Genomic DNA, 24,799 nt, shown 5'->3' on the forward strand with positions numbered 1-24,799 from the left:
TCTGTATGATGGACGCTGCAAGCATGGATATTGACCTCGCTGAATTAACCCCAATTCCACAGCCTAGATCTTCCTTTCCGACCTATTCGATCAATATCAGCCAGAGAGGTTACATTGCTCTCAACCAGAAGTTCTTGGACACATTAAAAGAAAAGATTCCTTCGATGGCCGTGGGATTTTGCATTCATCCCAATAAACAAATTATCGCTATTTTTCAAAGCGACCATCCCAATTACCGTTTTCCCGGCGGTGGACGTATCAAGGACATTGCTTTTACGCAAAGTCTTGTGGATGCAGGCGTGGTTCTCCCTGCTCGGTACGTTGTGGATTGGAACGAAAAAAATAAATGTTGGATCGGAATTTTAAATCCGGATAATCAGATTCCAGATGCTGATGTATTGGCAAGATCCTTGGATCAGCCTAACCGAAGGGGAAGAAAAAGCAAATGAATAATAAGAAAAAACTATCTCCCTTGGAATACAGACAAGTCCAAAAATTCATTGATAAAATGTGCAGACACTATGGCAAAAACCTCGACCAAGAGGAATGTCAGTCGGAATCTTGGTGTGCCTACTGGGAAGCGCGAACGTTTTATCCCCAATACCAGGGGTGCTGCGATTTTTGGACCTATGCTTTTTTGAAAATCAAAAATAAGCTGGATCTCATCCGTCAAACGAGAAATCAGCGGATTTCAGGTGAAAGTCCTTTTTCTCTCAACCCAATGGTTGCAGACACTCAAAAAGAGGCAGTAGAAATTGTGTTGTTTCCCATCCAAGGTGACTTCACCAATGGGGTTATGCTTTGGGATTATGCATATCGATTGGGGTGGATCAAGCATCAGATTATGCGAAGGTTATCCCTGAGAGAAACGGATGAAGAGATTATGCAATCCCTTCATTTGAATTTATATGAATATTATCGGATAAAACAGGAGCTGCGCCAGGACTTACAAAAGTATTTGGAGATTTCTTAGAGAAAGAAAAACCGGGTTGTCCTTTTTTGTTAGGACAACCCGGTTCCTTTATTCATCAATACCGGCCAACTGTTTGAACCGCTGTTCATCGATGATTTCAATCCCTAATTTTTGAGCCTTTGTCAATTTGCTGCCGGCGGATTCTCCGGCTAAGACATAGCCTGTTTTTTTAGAGACACTAGAGGTCACTTTACCGCCTCGCTGCTCAATGATAGAAGAAGCTTCCTCCCTTGTATAGGTAGGTAGGGTACCGGTCAACACAAAACTCAGACCTGCAAACCGATTATCCCTTACAGTGGAGGAAGATGTCATATTGACCCCTGCTTCTTTAAGCTGTCCAATAAGATGAACGGTTTGAGGCTGGGCGAAGAAGTCTACAACACATTGAGCCATAACTTCACCAAATCCATCGATGGCATTGATCTGTTCCACAGTAGCTTCAAAAAGAGCATCAATGTCATGGAATTGTTCAGCTAGGAGTTTGGCCGCCTTCTGACCAATATGGCGAATTCCCAAAGCAAACAGAAGACGAGAAAGATCATTTTTTTTACTGTTTTCAATGGCATTGATCAAATTAGCTGCCGACTTCTCTCCCATACGTTCAATATCTGCTACGTTTTCTGCTTTGAGACGATACAAATCAGCCGAAGATTTGACCAGATGATTGTCCACCAATTGCTCTACAACAGCAGGCCCAAGTCCCTCAATGTCCATAGCGTCTCTAGAAGCGAAATGGATTAGATTGCGTAAAAGTTGGGCCGGACATTCAGGATTATTGCATCGCAGAGCTGCTTCCCCATCCTCCCGGTGGACAGGGCCGCCGCAAGAGGGACAAGTACTGGGCATCTGATAAGGTTGGTGAGTATCGTCGTGTTCCACTACAGCAACCACTTCGGGGATGATGTCACCTGCCTTGCGTAAAACAACGGTATCACCAATACAGATGTTCTTTTCCGTAATAAAATCCTCGTTGTGCAGAGTAGCGCGGCTGACAGTAGATCCCGCCAACAGAATGGGTTCGAATACGCCGGTGGGTGTTAAGACGCCAGTGCGTCCGACATTGATTTCAATATCCACCAAACGAGTGATCTTTTCCTCTGGAGGATATTTAAAAGCCGCCGCCCATTTGGGAAATTTAGAGGTGCTTCCCAAAATTCGACGTTGCTCAAAATCGTCTACCTTGACCACAACCCCATCGATATCAAAGGAGTATTGGCCTCTCATATCCCCTATTCTTTGAATCTCATCCATGACCGATTCCATGTTGTCGTACACGTTGTAAAAAGGGATCACTTTGAGCCCTAATGCTTTTAAGAAATCCAATGATTGCCGATGGCTGTGAAGCTGTTCCCCTTCCACCTGCTGGATGTTAAAGAGAAAGATATCCAGGTTACGGGAAGCAGTAACCGAGGAATCCTTTTGCCGCAGGGATCCTGCTGCAGCATTGCGGGGATTTTTAAAAGGTTTCTCCTCCTTTTCCTCCTGACGTTTTACCAAAGCGGCAAAGCTCTCTCGAGGCATATACACTTCCCCACGGACCTCCAAAAAAGGGATATCTTGTTTTAGCCGCAGGGGAATAGAGCGAATGGTACGCAGATTCGCAGTGACGTCTTCACCTGTGATACCATCTCCGCGGGTAGAACCACGAACGAAAAGGCCATCCCGGTATTCCAATGAAATAGATAACCCATCGATTTTGGGCTCTACTGTGTACAGAGGATGCTCTATCACTTCCCTTACCCGATGATCAAATTCCATCAGCTCCTCTTCGGAAAAAACATCCTGAAGGCTTTCCATAGGTACTGTATGAACCACAGGAGAAAACAAGTCCTCCGCCTTACCTCCCACTCTCTGAGTGGGAGAATCAGGGGTAATAAGTTCCGGATGCGCTTCTTCCAGACGGATGAGTTCCTGCATCATTTTATCGTATTCAAAATCATCGATTTCCGGGGAATCTTCCACATAATACTTGTGGTTGTGATATTCCAATTGCTGGCGCAGAGTTTGAATGCGTTGTACCTCATCCTGCATATAGACCGTCCTCCCAGTGGTATTGAATAAATTCTCTTTCTATTTCTTTAGGGTACCAAAAAGATGTTTTCTCATTCAAAGAATTACGATTATTCTATTGTATGGCATGAAGCTTCACAAGTCAAATAAGGGTATCTTCCGCCTCGGGGACGCCGCTTAAATCAAAAGCCGGTGTGAATTTAATGTTGGCGGCCTTTCGTTCTTGGACATATCCATTTTCCAAACCAAGCGCAAACAGCTTGTCCAATACTTTTTCATATTCCCTCTTGGTGATACGTCGATTGATTTCCGGATACTGTTGAGCCTTTCCCATAGGGACATACTGAGCCATTAAACTGACGCAGACCCATTTAGGAAGATAAGAGGCAATCCATTCCAAGACCTGGATGGAATCATTGGTATGTCCGGGCAAAATAAGGTGACGAATAATGACTCCTTTTTGCATGATACCATCTGCGTCAAATTGGCATTCCCCTATCTGCCGAACCATCTCTAAAATAGCTTTAGACGCATAGGTAAAGTAATCCTCTGTTCCGGAATAACGCAGAGAAGCTTCAGAGGATTTGTATTTTAAGTCCGGCAAATAAATATGAACCAATCCATCCATAGCACGCAATGTCTCGACCCTCTCATATCCGCCGGAATTCCATACGACAGGGATATGGGGCGGCTTTTTTTGTAGAGCCGCCCGTACCGCAGGCATAAAATGTACAGGATTTACGAGATTGATGTTGTGGACATGCTGCTCCTCTAAATCGCGAAAACAATCCGCTAGTTGATTGATCGAGATACGCCGACCAAAGCCATCGGTAGAAATGGTATAATTTTGGCAAAAGAGGCATCGGAGTGTACATCCGCTGAAGAAGGCTGTCCCAGATCCTCTAGTACCACTGATGCACGGCTCTTCCCACTGATGGACGCCCACCCGAGCCAATACTGGATCAGCCGGCATTCGGCAAAAACCGTTCCCTTCCTCACCGGTTCGTGTAGCATTACACTGCCGCGGACAAAGACGGCAATTTTCTATTTGCATTTTCCATTCCTTCTTTTCTGAGGCAGCTTACCAGGATTTAGTACTCCACCCGGGGAAAAAGCCTCTTTTGTCAACTTGATGACCACACCGTTTAAGGCCACTAGAGCGATCAGGTTTGGAATAGCCATCAATCCATTTAATGTATCAGAGATACTCCACACGAGTTTTAATTCCATCGTGGCGCCTACTGCGGTCATAAGCACAAACGCCACTTTATAAACAAGCTGAAATCGTCCGCCAAAGAGATATTGTCCGCATCGTTCGCCGTAATAGGACCATCCCACGATGCTGGCAAAGGCGAAGAGAAAAATAGAGATGGATAAGAATGCTCCTCCCCATTGTCCCAATACGCTTTCAAATACCGAGGAGGACAAAGCAGCACCTGAGATAGAAGGATCTTTCCAAAGATCTGTACTGAGGATGGCGAGGGCTGTCAGAGTACAGCATGCCAATGTATCGGCAAACACTTCAAAAGCACCCCATAATCCCTGACGGGCAGGATGATCGGTATCCGCCGCTGCATGAACGATGGGAGCACTGCCCAAGCCGGCTTCGTTAGAGAATACCCCTCTGGCGATTCCCATTTTCATGGCACTGGCCAGAACCGACCCTGTAATTCCTCCTGCAACGGAATCCAATCCGAAAGCCCCTCTGAAGATAGCAGAAAAAGCGGCTGGAAGGTTCTTAGCATTGGCCACAATGACAACCAAGGCACCCACGATAAAAAACACAGCCATAAAAGGAACGACCTTCTCCGTCACTTTGGCGATACGGCTAAGCCCGCCGATGACCACAAGGGCCGTTATCACAGCGATGACCACGCCTGTGATGGCAGGATGGATTCCAAAGGATTGCTGCATGGCGCTGGAGATAGAGTTGGCTTGTGTCATATTGCCGATGCCAAAAGAGGCAAGCATGCCGAAAACAGCAAAAGCTCCTGCTAAAAACGGAGATTTCAGGCCGTCCCGGATATAATACATAGGACCGCCGATCCACTGACCTTCTTTGTTTTTCCTGCGGTAATGGACAGCCAATACCACTTCTGCATACTTGGTCATCATACCGAGCAAAGCCGATACCCACATCCAAAAAACAGCTCCAGGCCCACCCATTGTGATGGCAGTGGCGACTCCTACGATATTGCCCACCCCAATGGTGCTGGCCAAAGCGGTGGCCAAAGCCTGAAATGAAGTAATACCGCCGTCCTGCTTCCGAGAAGCATTCTTTTTTCTGAAAAGACTGCCAACAGTCTCCTTTAAAATAAGGGGGAATTTCCGGATCTGCAAAAAGCCGGTTCGCACGGTAAAATAGAGGCCGATGCACAATAAGGCTCCCAGCATCACAGGTCCCCATACAAAAGAGTTGACGATTTGATTTACATGCTCAACGGTTTGCATCCACTGCTCCATAGCTCTCCCCGTCCTTTTCGATCGGCATTGTCCTAATCTATATGAACGAAAAAAGGCCAACTTGCAGCAAAAGCACAAAAGCCCACAAAACTTTTTTCGTTTTGCAGGCCTTCCTCATTTTTTACAGGGATCAGATTGCTTAAGCTCCCTCTTGAACCGTCGGCTGGGATTCCTCTTCTTTGCTGGGTTCCTCCTTGCAGGGTAAGATGGAACGTTTGATATCCATACCGTCGTATGTCTGTTTAAATTGGACTCGGGCATGATACTTCTTTTGACAGCGTGGACATAAAAAATCCCCTCGGAAACTGCGATGACGAAAAAGCCACGGACCGCTTTGATCCACTGGATCGCCGCATTCCGGACAACAAAACCGCAATGCACTTCGGTCAATCAAAGGGCTTTCAATATCGCTTATCACCGTATTTTTAAAAGTTAACCGATCATAAAACTCATCCACCGACGCGTTCTTGACATAAGATCGAAAGGACTCCTCATCAAATAACTGAGCGAAAATTTCACCTGCCACACGACTATCGTCCAAAGCGCGATGCATCTCGTTTTGTTCCAAATTCATTCCCATTTGCTGCGCCGCTTTGGATAATCCCAACTGTAGTCCTGCTGTTTGGGATAAGTCCAATTTTGACTGGCAATACTGTTGCACATCAGCGTATTGATTTAAAAAAGGAATGCGGTTCTTGTGAAAGAAATACTGACAGTTCTCCAGCAGCATGTGAAGATCGGTATCCCCCCATGTCATCAAAATGGTTTCCCCGGAACCGATCCAATGGGAGAAATGCCGGACTACTTTGGAAAACGAAAACCCTTGGTCCAAATCATCCATGGAAAGACTGGTCAAATCGGTCACAACTTTGGAGAGCTGAGAGGTCACCTGAGGCCGGACAAACATACGAAATGTATCCTTAATGCGGAGCTTCTGATCCAGGCGGACGGCGCCAAACTCGATGATCTCATTAAAATAGCGTTTGAGTTTTTTGGAATAAACACCGTTCCATTCCAGATCTAAAATAACGTACTGCATGACTTTACTTCTCCAAAATCGCAAAAATTTAGCGTTGCCATTATAGCATAACCACTTAAAAATAACAAGCGGATGATGTTTGCCGTTGCCGCTCTTGAAGATATATAATTCTCTTAAGGGATACGGGATTTGCCGATTGCTGATTGAATAAATGACCAGTGCGTGGTATATTATGTATATACTTAGATAGGTTCGATACTTGGCGTTTTGTCGAGATTATTGGACGCTTCTCGAAAGAAAAGGAGAATCCTTATGTCTGACCATTATGACAATCCATCTTATTATACCAATCGAGAATTGTCTTGGCTGGAATTTAATCACCGCTGTATGATGGAAGCCCTCAATTCCAACAACCCTGTTTTTGAACAGATGAAGTTTCTTTCCATCACCAGCACCAATTTGGATGAATTTTTCATGATCCGAGTGGCCTCGGTACGGGACCAGCTGCAAGCTGGATACAAACGTCCGGATGCTTCTGGACTGACACCGGAACTTCAGCTAAAGCGCATTGGAAAACGCACACATCAGATGATGAGCGATATGTATCGCATTTATCGCGACCACATTTTACCCGAACTGTGCAAAAATCATATCCGCATTCTGCATCCTGATGAGTTGAGCCGTAAGCAAAAGCATCAACTCGCGCTCTTTTTCGAGCATGAAGTTTATCCGGTGCTGACACCCATGGCAGCTGATTCCTCCCGCCCCTTCCCACTTATCTTGAATAAAAGCCTCAACTTGGGCGTATTGTTAAAGGGAGAAGATGGCCAACCGGTATTTGCCACCGTTCAGGTGCCTTCTGTGCTGCCTCGGATGATTAAACTTCCCAGCGACGGTCCTGATACCGACTTTATCCTGCTGGAATCGGTCATTTCTCTTAACATTGGGCGGTTGTTTGAAGGATGGGAGGTCATTTCCTGTACTCCCTATCGCATCACCCGCAATGCCGACCTTTCCTTTGAAGAGGAGGGCGCTGAGGATCTGCTCCAAGAGATCAAGCGGTCCTTGCGTATGCGTAAGTGGGGTTCGGTCATCCGTTTGGAAATCGATCATGAGGCCGATGCACGTATGCTGGGGATTCTGCGCCGTGAGCTGGAGGTCACAGAAGATGAAATCTTCCGCATCCATGGTCCGTTGAATCTGGATTTTTTGATGAAGCAGCTTTACGGTATCCCTGGCTTTGATCATTTGCGCTATCGGCCGTATATTCCGGAAGTGCCGGATCAATTCCGCAATTACAAAAGTATCTTCGACTGCATCAGTCATGGCGATGTCCTCCTTCACCATCCCTATGAGAGCTTCCTACCGGTGGTGAAATTCTTGGAGGAAGCGGCCTCAGATCCTCAGGTATTGGCCATCAAGCAGACGCTTTATCGTGTCAGTGGGAATTCTCCTATCGTCAACGCTTTGGCAAAAGCCGCGGAATCCGGCAAACAGGTGACGGTGCTTCTGGAGGTCAAAGCCCGTTTTGACGAAGAAAACAACATCCAGTGGGGACTGCGTCTGGAGAAGGCCGGATGCCACGTCATCTACGGTCTCCCCGGCCTCAAGACCCACAGTAAAATTACCCTGATTGTGCGCAGAGAACAGCAATCCATGAAACGCTATGTCCATCTTGGAACCGGAAATTACAACGATGTCACCGCTAAAATTTATACCGACTACAGTCTCTTTACCTGTGATGAGCAAATTGGTTCCGATGCATCGGCCTTTTTCAATACATTGACAGGTTATTCCGCACCGCCTGAGATGAATAAATTGGTTTCGGCACCGGTACGTCTGCGCCCCTATCTCACAAGGCTCATCGAGAACGAGCGTCAAAATGCCCTTCGCGGTGAACATGGTGAGATTTTTGCAAAAATGAATTCACTGGTGGATGCCGATCTGATTCAAGAACTCTATCGTGCATCCAGTGCCGGCGTTAAGATCCGCCTTCTAATCCGCGGTATTTGTTGTTTACGTCCGGGAATCAAGGGTGTCAGTGAAAACATCGAAGTGCACTCCATTGTAGGACGCTTCTTGGAACACAGCCGTGTTTACCGTTTCCACAACGGTGGGCAACCGGAACTTTATCTCTCCAGCGCCGATATGATGCCGCGCAACATGGACCGCCGTGTGGAATTGCTTTTCCCCGTCGAGACAGAAGGACTGTCCCAGCGTATTATGCAGGATATGGAGCTTTATTGGGAGGATACGGCTCAGACTTCTCTTCTTAATTCCGATGGCACATATCAAAAGCTTACCCCTGATAAGCAGCACTACTTTAATGCACAAGAAAATATGATTTTGGATTGGGAACCGGTACATTCAGCCGTTCTCCCTTCCGAGATAGAAAATGAATCGGACGAAGAAACAGATCCTGCAAAATAAAAGAGGCGTAATAGGCCTCGGTAGGAGAGGTTTCAGCTATGGGGTTTCTCGGCATTTTCCTAATGGCATTGGGTCTTTCCATGGATGCTTTCACTGTTTCAGTCAGCAACGGACTATGTACACGAAATTTAAGAGTATCCCACGCTGTTAAGATTGCTTTCAGCTTCGGCTTTTTTCAAGCGTTAATGCCTATTATCGGATACTATGCCGGCATTACATTAAGCGGATACCTGCAAAATGTCAGTTATTGGGTTGCTTTTGGTCTCCTGACGAGTATCGGTATTAAAATGATTTATGAGACTTTAAAAAAGATTCAAAGCGATCAATGCTTTAGCCGAGACCCCATAAGCTTCAAAATGCTGCTGCTGCTTTCCATAGCCACTAGCATCGACGCCCTGGCTGTAGGAATCAGCTTGGCATTGGTAGATCAAACTGACATTGGATTGGCAGCCGGTGTTATTGGTACGGTAACCTTTTTTGTTTGTCTGGCAGGGGTATACATAGGCAAACGATTTGGTACAGTATTTGAAAAAAAGGCGGAGATTATCGGTGGCCTTCTGTTGATTGGAATAGGGGTTAAGATCCTAATAGAGGGTTTATTGGGATGATTTCCCCTTTTTATGATTTTGGATTTAAAGCCTTTCTCAAAGCTCTACTTTAGCAGAGTAGCGTCGTTTGAGAAAGGCTTTTTTGCTGCCTCTGGATGGAAGAAAGGGAGAATCTGGCAAGTTCTCATGAGATATGATACAATGAAAGATATGAAGCCTATTTTGGAAAGAGAGTTGTCGCCTATGTCACAAAGCCAGTCTAAACCGTCTTTGAAAACACGAATCGCCCTCATTGATGAAATCCGGGGATTTTGTATCTTGGCAATGATCCTCCACCACGCATTGTTTGATATCGTCTATCTGTTCAATGATTCCTGGTTTATGCCGCTGCTCCAATTTGCTGAGTCCATACGCATACCATTTGTATTCGCTTTTGTAGGAATTTCAGGATTGTCATCCCGCTTGTCCCACTCAAACGCCTTGCGCGGGGTCAAGCTTTTGGGAATCGCCTTAGGCCTCACATTAGTGACATGGCTGGTCATGCCAGAGGAGCTGATTGTATTCGGCATCCTACATATGCTGGCCTTTTGTATGCTTATTTTTGCATTGTTGCGCCCATTGCTCGACAAAGCTCCCACATGGTTGGGCATTGTGATTTGTCTGTTGTTGTTTGTGCTCACCAGTAATGTTGGAAACGGACAGCTTGGAATTCCAAACCTGCTCTACTGGCAAATTCCAGAACCAGTGATGCAATGCGAATGGCTCTTCCCCTTTGGAATCACGACCAGCGGATTTTATTCAGCCGACTATTTTCCTCTTTTCCCCTGGTTATTCCTGTTCCTGGCCGGCTCGTATGTGGGAGTCTGGTTTAAAGAGGGACGTTATCCCAAATGGATGGCTCCCAAACGCATCCCATTTTTGGACTTTGTGGGACGTCATACCTTGTGGGTGTACGTCATCCATCAGCCCATTGTGTACGGGATCCTCTATGTGATCTACAATTGCAATTTAGCGTAAAGAAAGGTGTGTTTTGATTGGATATTTTAGCTCTGTTAACCACGGAATTTCATTTGAAACCGTGGCAAGTAGAACATGCCGTCTCTCTCATTGACCAAGGGAATACTATCCCGTTTATCGCACGGTACCGAAAAGAACAAACCGGGTCTTTGGACGACCAAGTGCTTCGTGAGCTGGATCAGAGACTTCATTATTTAAGAGGGCTTCAAAAACGCAAAGAAGAGGTCGCAGCGGCCATAGAACAATGTGGCGCTATGGACGATGCGTTAAAGGCCGCTTTGGATGGAGCTGTCACATTAGCGGAGGTGGAGGATCTCTACCGCCCCTATCGCCCAAAACGTCGGACCCGTGCGTCTATAGCTCGAGAAAAAGGTCTGGAGCCCTTAGCAAATCAGATCTTTTCACAGGATTCCCGCTGTCCAGATCCACTTACTTTGGCTGCCTCCTGTGTCAACGGAGAACTTGGAGTGGACACGCCGGAGGATGCATTGCAAGGTGCTATGGACATCATCGCCGAGCAGCTTTCCGATGACGCTGTGATTCGTAAACTCCTGCGGTCCTTGATGATGGCGCAAGGGATTGTACGATCGGTAGCTTCGAAAGAGGAAGACTCGGTCTACCGTCTTTATTACGACTTCAGTGAACCGGTCCGCCGCATCCCAGGATACCGCGTCTTGGCAATCAACCGAGGGGAACGCGAGGAATATTTGAAAGTATCGGTGGATTTGGATCGTGTGAAAGGTCTTGCTATTCTATTTCAGCAGGCTGTCCGTGAAGGGAATTCTTGTAGCTCAGTTGTAAAAGCTGCGGCGGAGGATGCCTATGATCGCTTGATCTTCCCTTCGGTGGAGAGGGAAATCCGTGCAAGTCTGACCGAACGTGCGGATCAAGCGGCTATCGGTGTATTTTCCTCCAATTTACGGCGTATTTTGATGCAACCTCCTGTAAAAGGAAAACGAGTGATCGGATTGGATCCCGCTTACCGGACAGGCTGTAAAGTGGCGGTGGTGGATGAGACGGGAAGTATTTTGGATACGGCTGTCATTTATCCCACACCTCCCCACAACAAAAAAGAGGAAGCCGGTTCGATTTTGAAATCTTTCGTTGAGCGATATAACGCCACAATCTTTTCCATCGGCAACGGGACGGCCTCACGGGAAACAGAGCTATTTGTGGCGCAGCTTCTTCCGGAATTGCCGGATGGTATGTCCTATATGGTGGTTAGTGAAGCCGGGGCATCTGTATATTCAGCCTCGAAGCTGGCGGCGCAAGAGCTCCCTCAATACGATGTTTCCTTGCGCAGTGCTGCATCCATCGCCAGAAGACTCCAAGACCCTTTGGCTGAACTGGTGAAGATTGATCCCAAATCCATTGGAGTGGGCCAGTATCAGCACGATATGCCTCCCAAATTGCTGGATGAGGCCTTGGACGGTGTGGTCGAAAACTGTGTTAATACGGTAGGCGTGGACGTCAATACCGCATCCCCGGCATTGCTCTCACATGTGGCGGGTCTTAACGCCACTGTAGCAAAAAATATTGTGCAATACCGAGGGGAAAACGGTGCATTCTCTTCTCGGACTCAGTTTAAAAAGGTTCCGAAGTTGGGGCCCCGTACCTTTGAACAATGCGCCGGCTTTTTAAGAATCCCAGAAAGTGCGGAGGTTTTAGACCGTACGGCTGTCCATCCGGAGTCCTATCAAGCGGCCAAACAGCTCCTAAAGATCTGTAAATATACTTCTGATGATGTCACATGCCAGAGGTTATCGGATCTTACGAGCCGTATTCAGAAGATGGGAGAACAAACGGTAGCGGATCAAATTGGGGTGGGCGTCCCAACCTTATGGGATATGGCGGCCGAACTGATGCGTCCGGGACGAGATCCCCGTGACCAGCTTCCTCCTCCCCTGCTGCGCACCGACGTCATGGAAATGAGCGATTTGAAGCCGGGTATGGAACTGGATGGAACGGTACGCAATGTGGTAGACTTCGGCGCTTTTGTGGATATCGGCGTCCACCAGGACGGTCTGGTGCATATTTCTCAAATGGCAGACCGATACATCCGTCATCCCAGTGAGCTGTTGGCGGCAGGTGATATTGTAAAGGTACGGGTGTTGTCGGTAGATGTAGAGAAAAAACGAATCTCCTTGACGATGAAAACAGAAATAGGGTAAGCCTTGTCAAGTGGTGGCAATGCTGGTACAATAAGAGACGGAAATTTTCAATGGGGGGAATTGTCAATGACACCAAGGCATGTAATCGATTTGAATCAACTTTCCAAAGAGCAGTGGATGGGGCTTCTCAAACTAGCACATGATATCAAAAAGCATCCCAGCCGCTACGATCAGGCTTGTAGAGGCAGGATCTTGGCCACGTTATTTTTTGAGCCGTCCACCCGCACCCAGATGTCCTTCCAGACAGCCATGCTGCGCTTAGGCGGTCGGATTATCGGGTTTGACAATCCAGAAAACTCATCGGTGTCAAAAGGAGAAAGTCTCAAGGATACGGTTCGTGTCGTCAGCGGATACGCCGATCTTATCGCCATGCGTCACCCCATGTCCGGAGCACCGAAAGCAGCGTCACTTTATTCCTGTGTTCCGATCATCAACGCCGGAGATGGAGGCCATCTTCATCCCACCCAAACGCTGACTGATTTGTTCACCCTCTATGAAGAAACCGGACGCTTGGATCATCTCTGCATCGGCTGCTGTGGGGATCTGATGTATGGCCGGACGGTTCATTCCCTCATCAAGGCCATGAGCCGCTTTGAAGGCAATTCCTTTGTTTTGATTTCTACCCCCCAGTTGGGTGTACCCCAGTATATTAAGGATCGTCTGGAAGAGAAAAATATTCCTTACCAGGAGGTTAATACTTTAGAAGAAGCCATCCCCATGCTGGATGTGCTCTACATGACTCGTATCCAGCAAGAGCGTTTCGCCTCAGAGGAAGAATATATGAGCCAGAAGGGCGTGTATGTGCTGGATGGAGAGAAACTTAAATTAGCGAAATCCAGCCTAAAAATTCTGCATCCTCTCCCCCGGGTGGACGAGATTACCTACGAAGTAGACGATGATCCCCGTGCTGTGTATTTTGAGCAGACGGAATATGGCATGTATGCCCGGATGGCTTTGATGATGACCTTGATGGAGCAACATGGTGAACGGTGTTTAGAACCTGTTCCAGCCAGCACCCATGATGTCCACTGCACTAATCCAGCGTGTATCACAAGCAGAGAGCACTACCTTCCCCATCTTTTTGAACAAAAGGGGAATCAATTGGTGTGCCGCTTCTGCGATGAACCGGTTCAGGAGTGACGAAAACATGCGTGTTCTTGTATTGTTTGGCTCACCAAAACGAGATAGACATACCGGTGAGTTGCTGGATGCTTTTTTAAAGCAGCTTCCTGTTCAAGCTCATGTGGAAGAATACCATTGTTTTTCTTCTCCCCTTGTTCCATGTGATGGATGTGGAGCCTGTGATGTACAGGGACAGTGTCGCCACCGGGACGGAGATGTTTTGTGGGACCAATTAGAACAGGCCGACGTTTTGATTGTGGCTACTCCAATTTATTTTATGTCCTATCCTGCACCCATGAAAGCTGTGGTGGACCGACTTCAAAGATATTGGAGTATCCGGTTTGTGTTAGGAAAAAAGCCTACCATTCAGCGCCCGAAAAAGGGGTTCCTTTTGACAACCAGTGGATCAGAAGGCGATCAAGCTGACGTAGTGCGCAGACAAACCAGAATGTTTTTTAGTATCTTAAACACCCATTTTTGTGGTGAAGTGGATTGGACTCATACCGATAACGGGCGTTGGGACGATGCTTTGGAATCCAGGATAAAAGAGGCAATTTCTTGTTTACAAGAATAAAAAGATCCAGCAGGTCATTTGATCTGCTGGATCTTTTTGTGTGTTTATTCCTCTGAAGGATTGAGAATCTTAGAAAGATATTGACCCGTGTAGGATGATTCTGTTTGCGCCACTTTTTCTGGCGTACCGCACACTACAATCTGACCGCCTTGATCGCCGCCTTCTGGACCAAGGTCAATGATATAATCAGCGGTTTTAATCACATCTAGGTTGTGCTCAATGACGACCACTGTATTACCAGCATCCACAAGCTTTTGCAATACATCGATCAAACGGTGAACGTCGGCAATGTGAAGTCCTGTAGTAGGCTCGTCCAGAATGTAGATGGTGCGCCCAGTGGAGCGGCGGGATAACTCGGTGGCTAATTTGATACGCTGCGCTTCGCCGCCAGATAACGTCGTAGACGGTTGACCGATTTTAATATACCCCAGTCCCACATCGTAGAGAGTTTGGAGCTTTCGCTGAATACGGGGAATATTGCTGAAAAATTCCAAACCCTCTTCCACCGTCATCTCCAGAACATCGTGAATACTTTTCCCCTTGTATTTGACTTCCAAAGTCTCACGGTTATATCGCTTTCCTTTACACACCTCACAAGGGACGTAGACATCAGGTAAAAAATGCATTTCGATCTTTAGGATACCGTCGCCTTGACAAGCTTCACAGCGTCCGCCTTTGATATTGAAAGAAAAACGTCCGGCTGAAAAACCTCTCATTTTGGCATCCTGCGTGGAGGCGTAAAGCTCACGGATAAAGTTAAACATACCTGTATAGGTAGCAGGATTGGAACGGGGGGTACGTCCGATAGGAGACTGGTCGATATCGATGACCTTATCCAAGAATTCCAGCCCCTGGATTTCCTTGTGAGCCCCCGGCACATGCTTTGCACCATTGAGTTTAGATGCGAGGGTTTTATAGAGCACTTCATTGATAAGAGAGGATTTGCCGGAACCGGATACGCCAGTAATACAAGTAAATGTACCGAGCGGGATATCCACATTTACATTTTGCAGATTGTTCTGAGTAGCGCCTACAACACGAAGCATGTTGCCGTTGCCCTTCCGCCTCTCTTTTGGAACGGGGATACTCCGTTTTCCACTGAGATACTGGCCTGTAATAGAACGTTCGCAGGCTTTGATGTCTTCTACCGTACCGGAGCACACAACCTCTCCCCCATGGATCCCTGCACCCGGACCGATATCGACGATCCAATCGGCGGCATACATGGTATCCTCGTCGTGCTCTACTACAATTAAGCTGTTGCCTAAATCACGCAGATGCTTTAACGTAGCCAGTAGTTTATCATTGTCCCTTTGATGCAAGCCGATAGACGGCTCATCCAAGATATAGAGAACGCCCATCAGAGAGGAACCAATCTGAGTGGCCAGCCGGATACGCTGACTTTCTCCGCCGCTGAGGGTACCAGATTGACGGGTGAGGGTCAAGTAGTTGAGTCCCACGCTTTCCAAAAATCCAAGACGTTCGGAAATTTCCTTTAGAATCCGTTTGCCGATCATGCGTTCCCGTTCCGTGAGCTGGAGGTTACGGATAAATTCCAATTCTTTTGTGATGGACATAGAGCAGAATTCATGGATGTTCAGTCCCCCGATGGTGACAGCCAACGATTCCGGCTTTAACCGCAATCCATGGCAATCCGGACATGGCATGGAACTCATATAGGATTCAATCTCTTCTTTCATCCAGGAACTATTGGTTTCCCGATACCGACGCTCTAAATTGGTCACGATGCCCTCAAAAGCGGTTTCGTAGGTACCTGACCCATACTCCATAGTGCGGGTCATCTTTAGCTTTTTGCCTTTGGTGCCGTAGAGGATGGCATCTACCGCCTGCTTGGACATTTCACAAATGGGGGTGTCCAGTGTAAACCCATATTCTTTTCCCAAGGCCTCAAAGTACATTCGGCTGATAGTTCCGCTGTCGGAAGTAGACCAACCGCTGGCTTTGATGGCGCCTTGAGCGATAGAAAGAGTTTTATCAGGTAAAATCAGCTTGGGATCTACCTTCATAAAGATGCCCATACCGGTACAAGTGGGACAAGCCCCGAAAGGGTTGTTAAAGGAAAACATTCGTGGAGTCAGTTCCTCCACGCTAATACCGTGCTCTGGACAAGCGTAATTCTGTGAAAATGTCAGCTCTTTGCCGCCGATCACATCCACCGAAGCGATCCCCCCTGCCAAAGCAGTGGCCGTCTCCATGGAGTCGGCCAGACGTCCCCGGATATCCGGACGCACAACCAGGCGATCCACCACAATTTCAATAGTATGTTTTTTATTTTTTTCCGGTTTGATGGTTTCAGAAAGATCGTAGAGAATGCCATCCACTCGTACCCGCACAAAACCTGATTTTCGTGCTGCATCGAATTCTTTGGCATGTTCCCCTTTGCGTCCACGCACCACTGGAGCTAAAATTTGAATTTTGGTATTTTCTGGCAGAGCCATTACCTGATCCACAATCTGATCAATGGTCTGCTGCTTGATCTCACGGCCGCAGATAGGACAATGCGGGATACCAATGCGGGCGTAAAGCAGACGGAGATAGTCATAAATTTCAGTCACTGTGCCGACAGTAGAACGGGGATTTTTAGACGTTGTTTTTTGGTCGATGGAGATGGCCGGGGACAAGCCTTCGATAAGATCCACATCAGGCTTGTCCATCTGACCAAGGAACTGGCGGGCGTAAGACGAGAGAGATTCCACATATCGACGTTGTCCCTCTGCATAAACGGTATCAAACGCCAAAGAGGATTTGCCGGAACCGGAAAGGCCGGTAAAAACCACCAGCTTATCTCGTGGGATGGTTAGATTGATGTCTTTTAAATTGTGTTCCCGTGCACCTTTGATGGTCAAACGATCTAATGACAATGTTCATTCCTCCACACCTAAATGGCTTGCTGTTATTTACTGGCTTTCAATTTCTGAATTCGATCTCTCAAATAGGCGGCATGCTCAAATTCTAACAATTTGGCTGCTGCCTTCATCTCCTTCGTCAATTGCTCGATGAGTTGTTGCTTTTCTTGGCGGTTCAGACGGCGTCCTGATTTAGCCTTTTCTTCCACCGATTTGTCTTTGGCCGTGATCTCAATGACATCGGAAACATCCTTTATAATGGTTTTGGGGATAATTCCGTGTTCTTCATTGTACTTCATCTGAATGGCACGACGGCGTTCGGTCTCGGAAATGGCCCGTTCCATGGAGGGGGTGACGCTGTCGGCATACATAATGACCTTGCCTTCTGCATTTCGTGCGGCGCGGCCGATGGTCTGGATCAGTGAAGTTTCAGAACGCAAAAATCCCTCTTTATCGGCGTCCAGGATGGCCACCAACGATACCTCCGGCAGATCCAAGCCTTCGCGCAAAAGGTTGATGCCCACCAGGACATCAAATTCACCGAGACGTAGGTCGCGGATCAGTTCCATCCTCTCGATGGTATCCACATCATGGTGCATGTACCGCACCCGAATGTCCATATCTTCCAGATAAGCGGTGAGATCTTCCGCCATTTTCTTGGTCAAGGTAGTGATTAGGACGCGTTCGTTCCGATCGGTACGCAAATGGATCTCTGATACAAGGTCATCGATCTGACCCTCGGTAGGACGGACTTGGATTTCAGGATCCAATAGACCTGTGGGCCGGATCACCTGCTCTACGATCTGGGCACTGCGTTCTCTCTCAAAGGGACCGGGAGTGGCGCTGACAAAAATAGCTTGTCCAACTCGATCGTAGAATTCATCAAAGTTGAGGGGGCGGTTATCGTAGGCCGACGGGAGACGAAAACCAAAGTCAACCAATGTTTTTTTGCGGGCATGGTCTCCAGCGTACATACCGCGTACCTGCGGGATGCTGACGTGGGATTCATCCACAATCAAAAGATAATCCTTTGGGAAGTAGTCCAGCAGAGTAAACGGGGCACTGCCCGCAGGGCGTCCCGACAAAACGCGGGAATAGTTTTCAATGCCTTTACAAAAACCAATCTCGCGCAGCAGTTCCATATCATACCGGGTGCGCTGCTCAATGCGCTGTGCCTCCAGAAGTTTGCCGTTCTCCCGAAAATACTGGAGACGTTCTTCCAGTTCCCTCTCCAGTTCTTTGACGCCGGCGTCCACCTTTTCCGGAGGTACAATGTAATGGGAGGCCGGATAGATAGCCACATGCTGAATGAACCCTTTTAACTCCCCTGTTAAGGGATTGATTTCACTGATACGATCGATCTCATCGCCGAAGAATTCCACGCGGACGACCGTCTCTCCGCCATAAGCGGGATAGATCTCTACCACATCGCCGCGAACTCGGAATTTGTTGCGGACAAAGTTAATATCATTCCGTTCATACTGAATCTCGATCAGTTTGCGAATTAGATCGTCTCGGTTTTTCTGCATTCCAGGACGCAGGGAAATTACCATGTTGCGATAATCGATAGGATCGCCTAAACTGTAGATACAGGATACCGATGCTACAATGATCACATCCCGACGTTCCGACAAAGCCGATGTAGCTGAATGACGCAGTTTATCGATTTCATCGTTGATGGCCGAATCCTTTTCAATATAAGTATCTGTAGAAGGAATGTATGCTTCCGGCTGATAGTAATCATAATAGCTGACGAAATATTCCACCGCATTGTGAGGGAAGAAAGACTTGAACTCGGTACAAAGTTGAGCAGCCAGAGTCTTATTATGAGCAAGAACCAATGTTGGACGATTCACCTGGGCAATGACGTTGGCCATTGTGAATGTTTTACCCGATCCAGTTACACCCAATAACGTTTGTTCCCTGTCGCCGTTGCGCAGACCGTCTACCAATTTGGCAATGGCTTCTGGTTGATCACCGGTGGGGTTATATTTTGATACTAATTCAAATTGATCCACAATAAAACGCACCGCCTTTTCATGGATACACATTTTATGTGTATCTCCTACTTCATTTCACAAATAGGATTTTCAACAATGATATCACAATACCACAAATTAAGTATTTTTTCAAGATAATTTTCGAACGAATGTTTTTAATTTTGCTGTTGTTTTTTATACTCCCCTGTTGACACCAACGTTTACATCCTCTATAATAGAACAAAACTTATTGATAGAAAGGAATCACCTCTTATCATGGACGATTCTGACAGTAGCGACGCTGACCGAAGTAATTCTATTATTTTCTTGTTATGGATATAAAAGGCATAACCTGCGCCCTTTTTGGGGATAGTAGGTTATGCCTTTTTGTGTTTGATTTGATTCGTCTTGCGTGGGCGATCAAATAAAAATAGTCGCTGTATAGGAACAGCGGTTATAAAATTTTTTGAAAGGAGTGGTTTATCCTCTATGGATAATCACAGACAGAAGCCTTGGCATTCACAAAACATCGAAGAGATTTTTGAGGTATTGCATACCTCCGAAGATGGATTAAGTGATGCTGAGGCGGCCGATAGGCTAAGAAAAAATGGACGCAATGAGCTGCGCTCCAAACCACCCAAAACCATCTTCCAGATGCTAAAAGCACAGATCATCGATCCTATGGTTCTAATCCTCATAGGGGCGGCGGCATTTTCGGCAGTATTGCAGGAGTGGACGGAAGCCATTGTTATTTTTAGCATCGTGGTGCTCAATGCTCTGATCGGCATTGTGCAGGAGAAAAAAGCACAGTCCTCGCTGGAAGCCCTGCGGAATATGAGTGCACCAACAGCTCGTGTTTTACGTCAAGGGGAGGAAAGCATAGTTCCGGCCAGTGAACTGGTGACAGGCGACGTTGTACTACTTAGCGACGGTGATATGGTCCCCGCCGATATGAGGTTGATCCATTCTGTAAACCTAAAGGTGCAGGAGGCCTCTCTCACCGGTGAATCAGTACCGTCAGAAAAGGATGCAGATCAATTGCTTTCAGAGGACTGTCTGCTGGGAGACCGCAGCAATATGGTGTATACGTCCTCCATTGTAACCTATGGGCGAGCTATAGGCGTAGTCGTTGCCACTGGTATGGATACTCAGGTGGGTAACATCGCCAATATGCTTGTGGACCAGGATGAACTGGATACTCCTTTAAAACAAAAATTAAATGCAGTAGGCAAAACATTGACAATCGTTGGTCTAATTGTTTGCGTTCTTATTTTTGCGATTGGCGCACTCTATCAGCGCCCCTTGATTCCTCAATTCTTGGTAGCGATTTCTTTGGCTATCTCAATTATACCAGAGGGCCTTCCTGCTACGGCTACCATCGTGATGGCATTGGGCGTCCAGCGGATGGCAAAGAAAAATGCGCTCATCCGAAAACTGCCTGCTGTAGAGACGCTGGGCAGTGCAACCGTCATTTGCAGCGATAAGACAGGGACACTGACTCTCAATAAGATGACTGTTACTCACATTGCAATCAATGGGGATTTTGAAGCTGGCAGGACTACACCCATAAAATCCGCTGCGGAAAGACATCCGGAAGTTTATCAGGAACTGGTGTATGCAGCAGCGTTATGTAACGATGCGAGTCTCGATCCGGATCAAGAAGGCGAAATCATCGGAGACCCCACCGAGGGTGCATTGATCCATATGGCTCAGGCTTTCGGCATCAACCACGAAAGCTTAGAGGATGAATACCCGCGTTTGTTTGAGCAACCCTTTGACTCCGATCGAAAACGGATGACGACAGTACATCGTATAAAAGATAAGTGGATTGCTTACACAAAAGGTGCTGTAGATGAAATGGTCCCCCTCTGTACCCATATTCTGACGTCTCAGGGCGTCCGCCCTATCACAGAAGATGACCGGATTCATATTACCAAACTCTGCCTCCATATGTCGGAAAACGCCTTACGGGTATTGGGTTTTGCTATGAAGACCCTCTCCTCTGTCCCAGAAGAAGATGAGGATAACCTGGAATTTGACATGACCTTTATCGGTGCGGTGGGTATGATTGACCCTCCTCGAAGAGAGGTGGCGGAATCGATCAGGACCTGTCGTGAGGCGGGAATCCGGACTATTATGATCACCGGCGACCACAAAGTAACAGCGATGGCCATTGCAAAGGAACTGGGGATCTATCAAGACGGCAATACCGTTCTTTCCGGCGATGAATTGGATGCCATGACCGATCAAGAACTGGATCAATGGGTGAAAAACACCACTGTATTTGCCCGTGTCTCGCCGGCGGATAAGTTGCGTATTATCCAGAGCCTAAAGCGTACAGGAGAAGTAGCCGCTATGACCGGCGACGGTGTCAACGATTCACCTGCTTTGAAGGCGGCGGACATCGGCGTAGCTATGGGGATCACCGGTACAGACGTCGCAAAAGATGCCTCCGACATGATTTTGTTGGACGATAGTTTTACCACCATTGCCTATGCCATCAAAGAAGGACGACGTGTTTATCGCAATATTCAAAAGGTAATCCAATTTTTATTAGTTGGCAATATTGCTGAGATTTTAACCTTGTTTGTTGCAACTGTCTTCAACTGGGATGCGCCGCTTTTGGCGGTTCATATTTTATGGGTCAACCTTGCGACAGCTACTTTACCAGCATTAGCGCTTGGGGTTGATCCCGCCAGTAAAAATATTATGAAGCACAAACCGGTAAAATCAGGAACCCTCTTTGAAAAGGATTTGGTACGCCGCGTTGTGACACAGGGTATTTTCGTATCAGCTATGACCATTGCCGCTTACTGGATTGGTGTCAGCTTGGGAGACCATACAGTGGGTCAAACGATGGCCTTTTGTGTATTGGCTTTCTCACAAATGCTGAGGGCATTTAACCAGCGTTCTAATACGGAACCCATCTGGATACGGGCGGAAGGCATCAATCCATGGCTGTTTGTCTCCTTTGGGGTATCGCTTCTGCTTATGTCTTGTATCCTGTTTATTCCGGCATTGCAAGGGATGTTCCAGCTCACATTGTTAAATGCGACACAATGGCTGATTGTGGCTGGTCTCTCTTTTGCTTCTATTTTACAGGTTGAGATTGTCAAGGCAATCAAACGTTTGACTGGAAGTAAAAGCAAATAAACGATATCAGCTGTATGGCCCAGGATAAAATCCTGGGCCATATATTTTATACTTTTATGAAGTGAAAATCACAAAAGGAAGCCCCTTCTCCCAAGGTGCCTGTTCGCTTAAATCGGATTTTGGGAAGTAACCCGGAGAAAGAAATATTGTCATTTTCACAATATACGCAACATAGTTCAGGGCATCCATGCGATTTTGTCAGATCCCAATAGATGCATTTATGTAGATTAAAATGAATCTCTTTGCCATCGCATTGAACCCATTCGGTCTGCCAGCCTTCATCAGGAAAATTTTTCTTCATAAACTTTTTGACTCCCAGACGATAAACGGTATAGGCCAACGGTATTTTTGCAAGACGTTCCATTTCCTGTTTTTTGATAGAAGCTGATTTCTGCGTCTCTTTTTTTACATAGGTAAGAGCTTCCTGCTGGCTTATCCCGTCAGCAAGCAATGCTTTATAGTAAGCCATAGGTGGGAATAATTTCTTTTGTAAGTGCTCTAAAATAGCTTTACTCCCCCGATCGTCACTATTTTCCAATAATTGAGCATAGAAGGTTTGAGTATGGTTATAGATCTCCTCCCCTCTTTTTTCTCCAAATTCTTGAATACAATCCTGCTTTAAAAAGGAAAGTGTAGTTTTTTCAATGGTCATCGTTTTCCACCTCCCCGATTTTTTGAAAAACATCTTGGGCATGCTTTTGCAGAACATCCGACTTTGTAACGGCGATTCCCCATTTTTCATCTCCCAAAACAATCAGCATATCGCCGGGCTTTATCTGAAAGGTTTCTCTTGCCTCTTTCGGGATGATGATCTGACCTCTCTCTCCGACCTTAACCGTTCCAAAAATATAGTGTCCTTTTGGAATTTCCATAGTGTACTCCTCACCTCATATAATACATACAAATATGTATTTCATATTTATATGTATTATACTCCGCCCTCAGACAGGAGTCAAGAGAAAAATAAATGGACTTGCTTACAGAAAAAAGCCCTGAAAAAACTTTTTCAGGGCTTTTACTATAAACTTTATTCGGAGACGATAGGTGAAGAATCAAATATGCTCGCATACCGACGGCTTTCCCTCATGGAGACAAAATCGTCATCTGCTACGATGATGTGGTCAATGAGATGGACATTGACGTATTTTAGTGCACGCATTAGTTGATAAGTTGTTTCCACATCGTCTTCAGATGGAATGGCTAAACCATTGGGATGATTGTGCGATAAAATACCTGCGCAGGCTTTGTACCGCATGACCAATTCCACTATTTTACGGATATTAAGATTGACTTCATTGACCGCTCCTTCTGAAACCAAACTGCAGTTTAAAATACGACTCTTTGCATCCAACGATACAAAATAAATGATCTCATCTGTGCGGCCGATAAACTTTGGCTTGAGGAACTCCCCTGCCTTTTCCACACTATTGAGAGTGCGGATATCTGATGTACGGTCCACCATATACCACCGGCAAATAGAGGTGATCATTTTGATTAAAGTAGCGGTATTGGCACCAACTCCAGGAACTTTTAGAAGTTCATCATAAGGGGCGTCCAATGTTGCGGACAGACTACCAAAACGGTCGATTAAATTATGCGCAACATCATTGGTATCTCTGCGCGGGATGGAGTAAAAGAGAAGGAGTTCCAACACATTATGAGGTTCAAAATTATCCAAACCTTCTTTTAAAAAGCGGCTGCGAAGACGGTCCCTATGTCCGTTATGCAACATGTTTTAACCTCGAAAACTATTTTTATGACTGCTCCGTGTAAATCAAAGGCTTAATCCCATGGGAGACAAACCGTTACGTAACACACCCGGAGCTTATTGTAACGAATAACCGTTAATCTCTTTGCGGCTATTTTATGTTATTAAACCTTCCGGCTTCCGGGTTTGACCAGCGGAATTTCTCCCTGTTTGCAGATAGGGCATTCCTCAGGCTCCCAGGAATCCACATGGAGAGAAATCACTGCTTTAAAGGGGACGCCAAAATCGATAGCACCGCCAGTTCGATCCACAATCGAGCCAATGCCGGCTACAACGCCGCCCTGTTCCTTGACGATGTCCATTACCTCACGAACAGATCCGCCGGTAGTAACTACATCTTCTACAATAAGGACGCGCTGACCCGGCTGGATGGCAAAACCGCGGCGCAGAGTCATCTTGCCATCGGCATCACGCTCAGCAAAAAAGTTCTCTACCTTCAGGTGACGGCTGACTTCATAGGCCATCTGGACAGCGCCTAAAGCCGGGCCAATGACCAGTTGAATATTATCATCTGCGAAATGCTCGGCCAAAGCAGCGCAAAGCTCTTCACTATATTTGGTATTACGGAAAATTTTAGCGCATTGCAAATACTTATTACTATGACGGCCAGAGGTGAGACGGAAATGTCCCTCCATCAAAACACCGGCCTCCTTCAATACTTCTAAAACACGTTCTTGTGAAATCACAACAACATCCCCTTTACACAATTTGTTATTCCTGATTATATACCAAAAAATCATTTTTG

At 46.6% G+C, this 24,799-nt stretch carries 19 protein-coding genes; 9 read left to right on the forward strand and 10 right to left on the reverse strand.

Translation table 11 applies throughout. The annotated features are described in order from the left end of the window. Positions 1-5 precede the first annotated feature (5 nt). Positions 6-449, forward strand: coding sequence for a hypothetical protein (locus C12CBH8_RS05575; protein WP_215533730.1), 444 nt, complete (start codon positions 6-8; stop codon positions 447-449). Further along, a complete protein-coding gene (locus tag C12CBH8_RS05580) occupies positions 446-973 on the forward strand; it encodes a hypothetical protein (RefSeq protein ID WP_215533731.1) in 528 nt (175 codons plus the stop codon). The genes C12CBH8_RS05575 and C12CBH8_RS05580 overlap by 4 nt, the downstream gene beginning before the upstream one ends. A 48-nt stretch (positions 974-1,021) precedes the next feature. Here the strand turns inward: C12CBH8_RS05580 and ligA are convergent, their stop codons facing one another. From ligA to C12CBH8_RS05600, 4 genes are all read right to left on the reverse strand, one after another. After that, positions 1,022-3,004, reverse strand: coding sequence for an NAD-dependent DNA ligase LigA (ligA, locus tag C12CBH8_RS05585; protein ID WP_215533732.1), 1,983 nt, complete (start codon positions 3,002-3,004; stop codon positions 1,022-1,024). Positions 3,005-3,125: 121 nt separating this feature from the next. Continuing rightward, positions 3,126-4,037: a radical SAM protein gene (locus C12CBH8_RS05590; protein WP_215533733.1), complete on the reverse strand. Its 912-nt coding sequence runs from the start codon at positions 4,035-4,037 to the stop codon at positions 3,126-3,128. Beyond that, a complete protein-coding gene (locus tag C12CBH8_RS05595) occupies positions 4,028-5,446 on the reverse strand; it encodes an alanine/glycine:cation symporter family protein (protein WP_215533734.1) in 1,419 nt (472 codons plus the stop codon). Before C12CBH8_RS05595 ends, C12CBH8_RS05590 begins: the two co-directional genes overlap by 10 nt. A gap of 139 nt (positions 5,447-5,585) precedes the next feature. Further along, positions 5,586-6,485, reverse strand: a complete 900-nt coding sequence (locus C12CBH8_RS05600) for a 3'-5' exonuclease (RefSeq protein WP_215533735.1) — start codon at positions 6,483-6,485, stop codon at positions 5,586-5,588. Positions 6,486-6,737: 252 nt separating this feature from the next. On the opposite strand from C12CBH8_RS05600, the gene C12CBH8_RS05605 reads away from it, so the two are divergent. The 6 genes from C12CBH8_RS05605 (at position 6,738) to C12CBH8_RS05630 (ending at position 14,287) form a co-directional block, all read left to right on the forward strand. Further along, the gene (locus tag C12CBH8_RS05605) at positions 6,738-8,855 is read left to right on the forward strand and encodes an RNA degradosome polyphosphate kinase (RefSeq protein WP_215533736.1); all 2,118 of its coding nucleotides are present in this window, start codon (positions 6,738-6,740) and stop codon (positions 8,853-8,855) included. Positions 8,856-8,893: 38 nt separating this feature from the next. Further along, a complete protein-coding gene (locus C12CBH8_RS05610; RefSeq protein WP_099321943.1) occupies positions 8,894-9,463 on the forward strand; it encodes a manganese efflux pump MntP in 570 nt (189 codons plus the stop codon). Between the two features lie 141 nt (positions 9,464-9,604). After that, complete coding sequence (locus C12CBH8_RS05615; protein ID WP_159461146.1) at positions 9,605-10,420, forward strand: heparan-alpha-glucosaminide N-acetyltransferase; 816 nt, start codon at positions 9,605-9,607, stop codon at positions 10,418-10,420. A gap of 17 nt (positions 10,421-10,437) precedes the next feature. Then, on the forward strand, positions 10,438-12,591 hold the full coding sequence (locus C12CBH8_RS05620; RefSeq protein WP_099321945.1) for a Tex family protein: 2,154 nt from the start codon (positions 10,438-10,440) through the stop codon (positions 12,589-12,591). A gap of 66 nt (positions 12,592-12,657) precedes the next feature. Then, complete coding sequence (gene pyrB / locus C12CBH8_RS05625; protein ID WP_215533737.1) at positions 12,658-13,731, forward strand: aspartate carbamoyltransferase; 1,074 nt, start codon at positions 12,658-12,660, stop codon at positions 13,729-13,731. Between the two features lie 7 nt (positions 13,732-13,738). Next, entirely contained in the window at positions 13,739-14,287 is a 549-nt protein-coding gene (locus C12CBH8_RS05630; protein ID WP_159461147.1) for a flavodoxin family protein, read from the forward strand. 44 nt (positions 14,288-14,331) lie between these two features. Here the strand turns inward: C12CBH8_RS05630 and uvrA are convergent, their stop codons facing one another. Both uvrA and uvrB read right to left on the reverse strand, forming a co-directional pair. Next, on the reverse strand, positions 14,332-17,169 hold the full coding sequence (gene uvrA, locus C12CBH8_RS05635; RefSeq protein ID WP_215533738.1) for an excinuclease ABC subunit UvrA: 2,838 nt from the start codon (positions 17,167-17,169) through the stop codon (positions 14,332-14,334). 32 nt (positions 17,170-17,201) lie between these two features. After that, positions 17,202-19,205, reverse strand: a complete 2,004-nt coding sequence (uvrB, locus tag C12CBH8_RS05640; RefSeq protein WP_099321949.1) for an excinuclease ABC subunit UvrB — start codon at positions 19,203-19,205, stop codon at positions 17,202-17,204. A 417-nt stretch (positions 19,206-19,622) separates the two neighbouring features. Here uvrB and C12CBH8_RS05645 point away from each other — a divergent pair, with 417 nt between their 5' ends. Beyond that, entirely contained in the window at positions 19,623-22,286 is a 2,664-nt protein-coding gene (locus C12CBH8_RS05645; protein WP_215533739.1) for a cation-translocating P-type ATPase, read from the forward strand. Between the two features lie 46 nt (positions 22,287-22,332). Here the strand turns inward: C12CBH8_RS05645 and C12CBH8_RS05650 are convergent, their stop codons facing one another. The 4 genes from C12CBH8_RS05650 to pyrE all read right to left on the reverse strand — a co-directional run bounded on the left by C12CBH8_RS05650 (position 22,333) and on the right by pyrE (position 24,740). After that, positions 22,333-22,938, reverse strand: coding sequence for an L-2-amino-thiazoline-4-carboxylic acid hydrolase (locus C12CBH8_RS05650; RefSeq protein WP_215533740.1), 606 nt, complete (start codon positions 22,936-22,938; stop codon positions 22,333-22,335). Further along, positions 22,928-23,158, reverse strand: a complete 231-nt coding sequence (locus tag C12CBH8_RS05655; protein ID WP_090266309.1) for an AbrB/MazE/SpoVT family DNA-binding domain-containing protein — start codon at positions 23,156-23,158, stop codon at positions 22,928-22,930. The genes C12CBH8_RS05650 and C12CBH8_RS05655 overlap by 11 nt, the downstream gene beginning before the upstream one ends. Before the next feature lie 155 nt (positions 23,159-23,313). Further along, positions 23,314-24,018 (reverse strand): JAB domain-containing protein, encoded by a 705-nt coding sequence (locus C12CBH8_RS05660; protein ID WP_090266311.1) that lies wholly within the window; start codon positions 24,016-24,018, stop codon positions 23,314-23,316. Positions 24,019-24,158: 140 nt separating this feature from the next. Then, a complete protein-coding gene (gene pyrE, locus C12CBH8_RS05665) occupies positions 24,159-24,740 on the reverse strand; it encodes an orotate phosphoribosyltransferase (protein WP_090266313.1) in 582 nt (193 codons plus the stop codon). Between the last annotated feature and the right edge of the window lie 59 nt (positions 24,741-24,799).

It is taken from the genome of Solibaculum mannosilyticum (assembly GCF_015140235.1).
GTDB lineage: Bacteria > Bacillota > Clostridia > Oscillospirales > Acutalibacteraceae > Solibaculum > Solibaculum mannosilyticum.

Excerpts from the sequence above, each read along its gene's own strand:
- C12CBH8_RS05575 (WP_215533730.1), top strand. The coding sequence starts at position 6 with ATGATGGACGCTGCAAGCATGGATATTGACCTCGCTGAATTAACCCCA.
- C12CBH8_RS05580 (WP_215533731.1), top strand. The coding sequence starts at position 446 with ATGAATAATAAGAAAAAACTATCTCCCTTGGAATACAGACAAGTCCAA.
- ligA (WP_215533732.1), bottom strand. The coding sequence starts at position 3,004 with ATGCAGGATGAGGTACAACGCATTCAAACTCTGCGCCAGCAATTGGAA.
- C12CBH8_RS05590 (WP_215533733.1), bottom strand. The coding sequence starts at position 4,037 with ATGCAAATAGAAAATTGCCGTCTTTGTCCGCGGCAGTGTAATGCTACA.
- C12CBH8_RS05595 (WP_215533734.1), bottom strand. The coding sequence starts at position 5,446 with ATGGAGCAGTGGATGCAAACCGTTGAGCATGTAAATCAAATCGTCAAC.
- C12CBH8_RS05600 (WP_215533735.1), bottom strand. The coding sequence starts at position 6,485 with ATGCAGTACGTTATTTTAGATCTGGAATGGAACGGTGTTTATTCCAAA.
- C12CBH8_RS05605 (WP_215533736.1), top strand. The coding sequence starts at position 6,738 with ATGTCTGACCATTATGACAATCCATCTTATTATACCAATCGAGAATTG.
- C12CBH8_RS05610 (WP_099321943.1), top strand. The coding sequence starts at position 8,894 with ATGGGGTTTCTCGGCATTTTCCTAATGGCATTGGGTCTTTCCATGGAT.
- C12CBH8_RS05615 (WP_159461146.1), top strand. The coding sequence starts at position 9,605 with ATGAAAGATATGAAGCCTATTTTGGAAAGAGAGTTGTCGCCTATGTCA.
- pyrB (WP_215533737.1), top strand. The coding sequence starts at position 12,658 with ATGACACCAAGGCATGTAATCGATTTGAATCAACTTTCCAAAGAGCAG.
- C12CBH8_RS05630 (WP_159461147.1), top strand. The coding sequence starts at position 13,739 with ATGCGTGTTCTTGTATTGTTTGGCTCACCAAAACGAGATAGACATACC.
- uvrB (WP_099321949.1), bottom strand. The coding sequence starts at position 19,205 with ATGTGTATCCATGAAAAGGCGGTGCGTTTTATTGTGGATCAATTTGAA.
- C12CBH8_RS05645 (WP_215533739.1), top strand. The coding sequence starts at position 19,623 with ATGGATAATCACAGACAGAAGCCTTGGCATTCACAAAACATCGAAGAG.
- C12CBH8_RS05650 (WP_215533740.1), bottom strand. The coding sequence starts at position 22,938 with ATGACCATTGAAAAAACTACACTTTCCTTTTTAAAGCAGGATTGTATT.
- C12CBH8_RS05655 (WP_090266309.1), bottom strand. The coding sequence starts at position 23,158 with ATGGAAATTCCAAAAGGACACTATATTTTTGGAACGGTTAAGGTCGGA.
- C12CBH8_RS05660 (WP_090266311.1), bottom strand. The coding sequence starts at position 24,018 with ATGTTGCATAACGGACATAGGGACCGTCTTCGCAGCCGCTTTTTAAAA.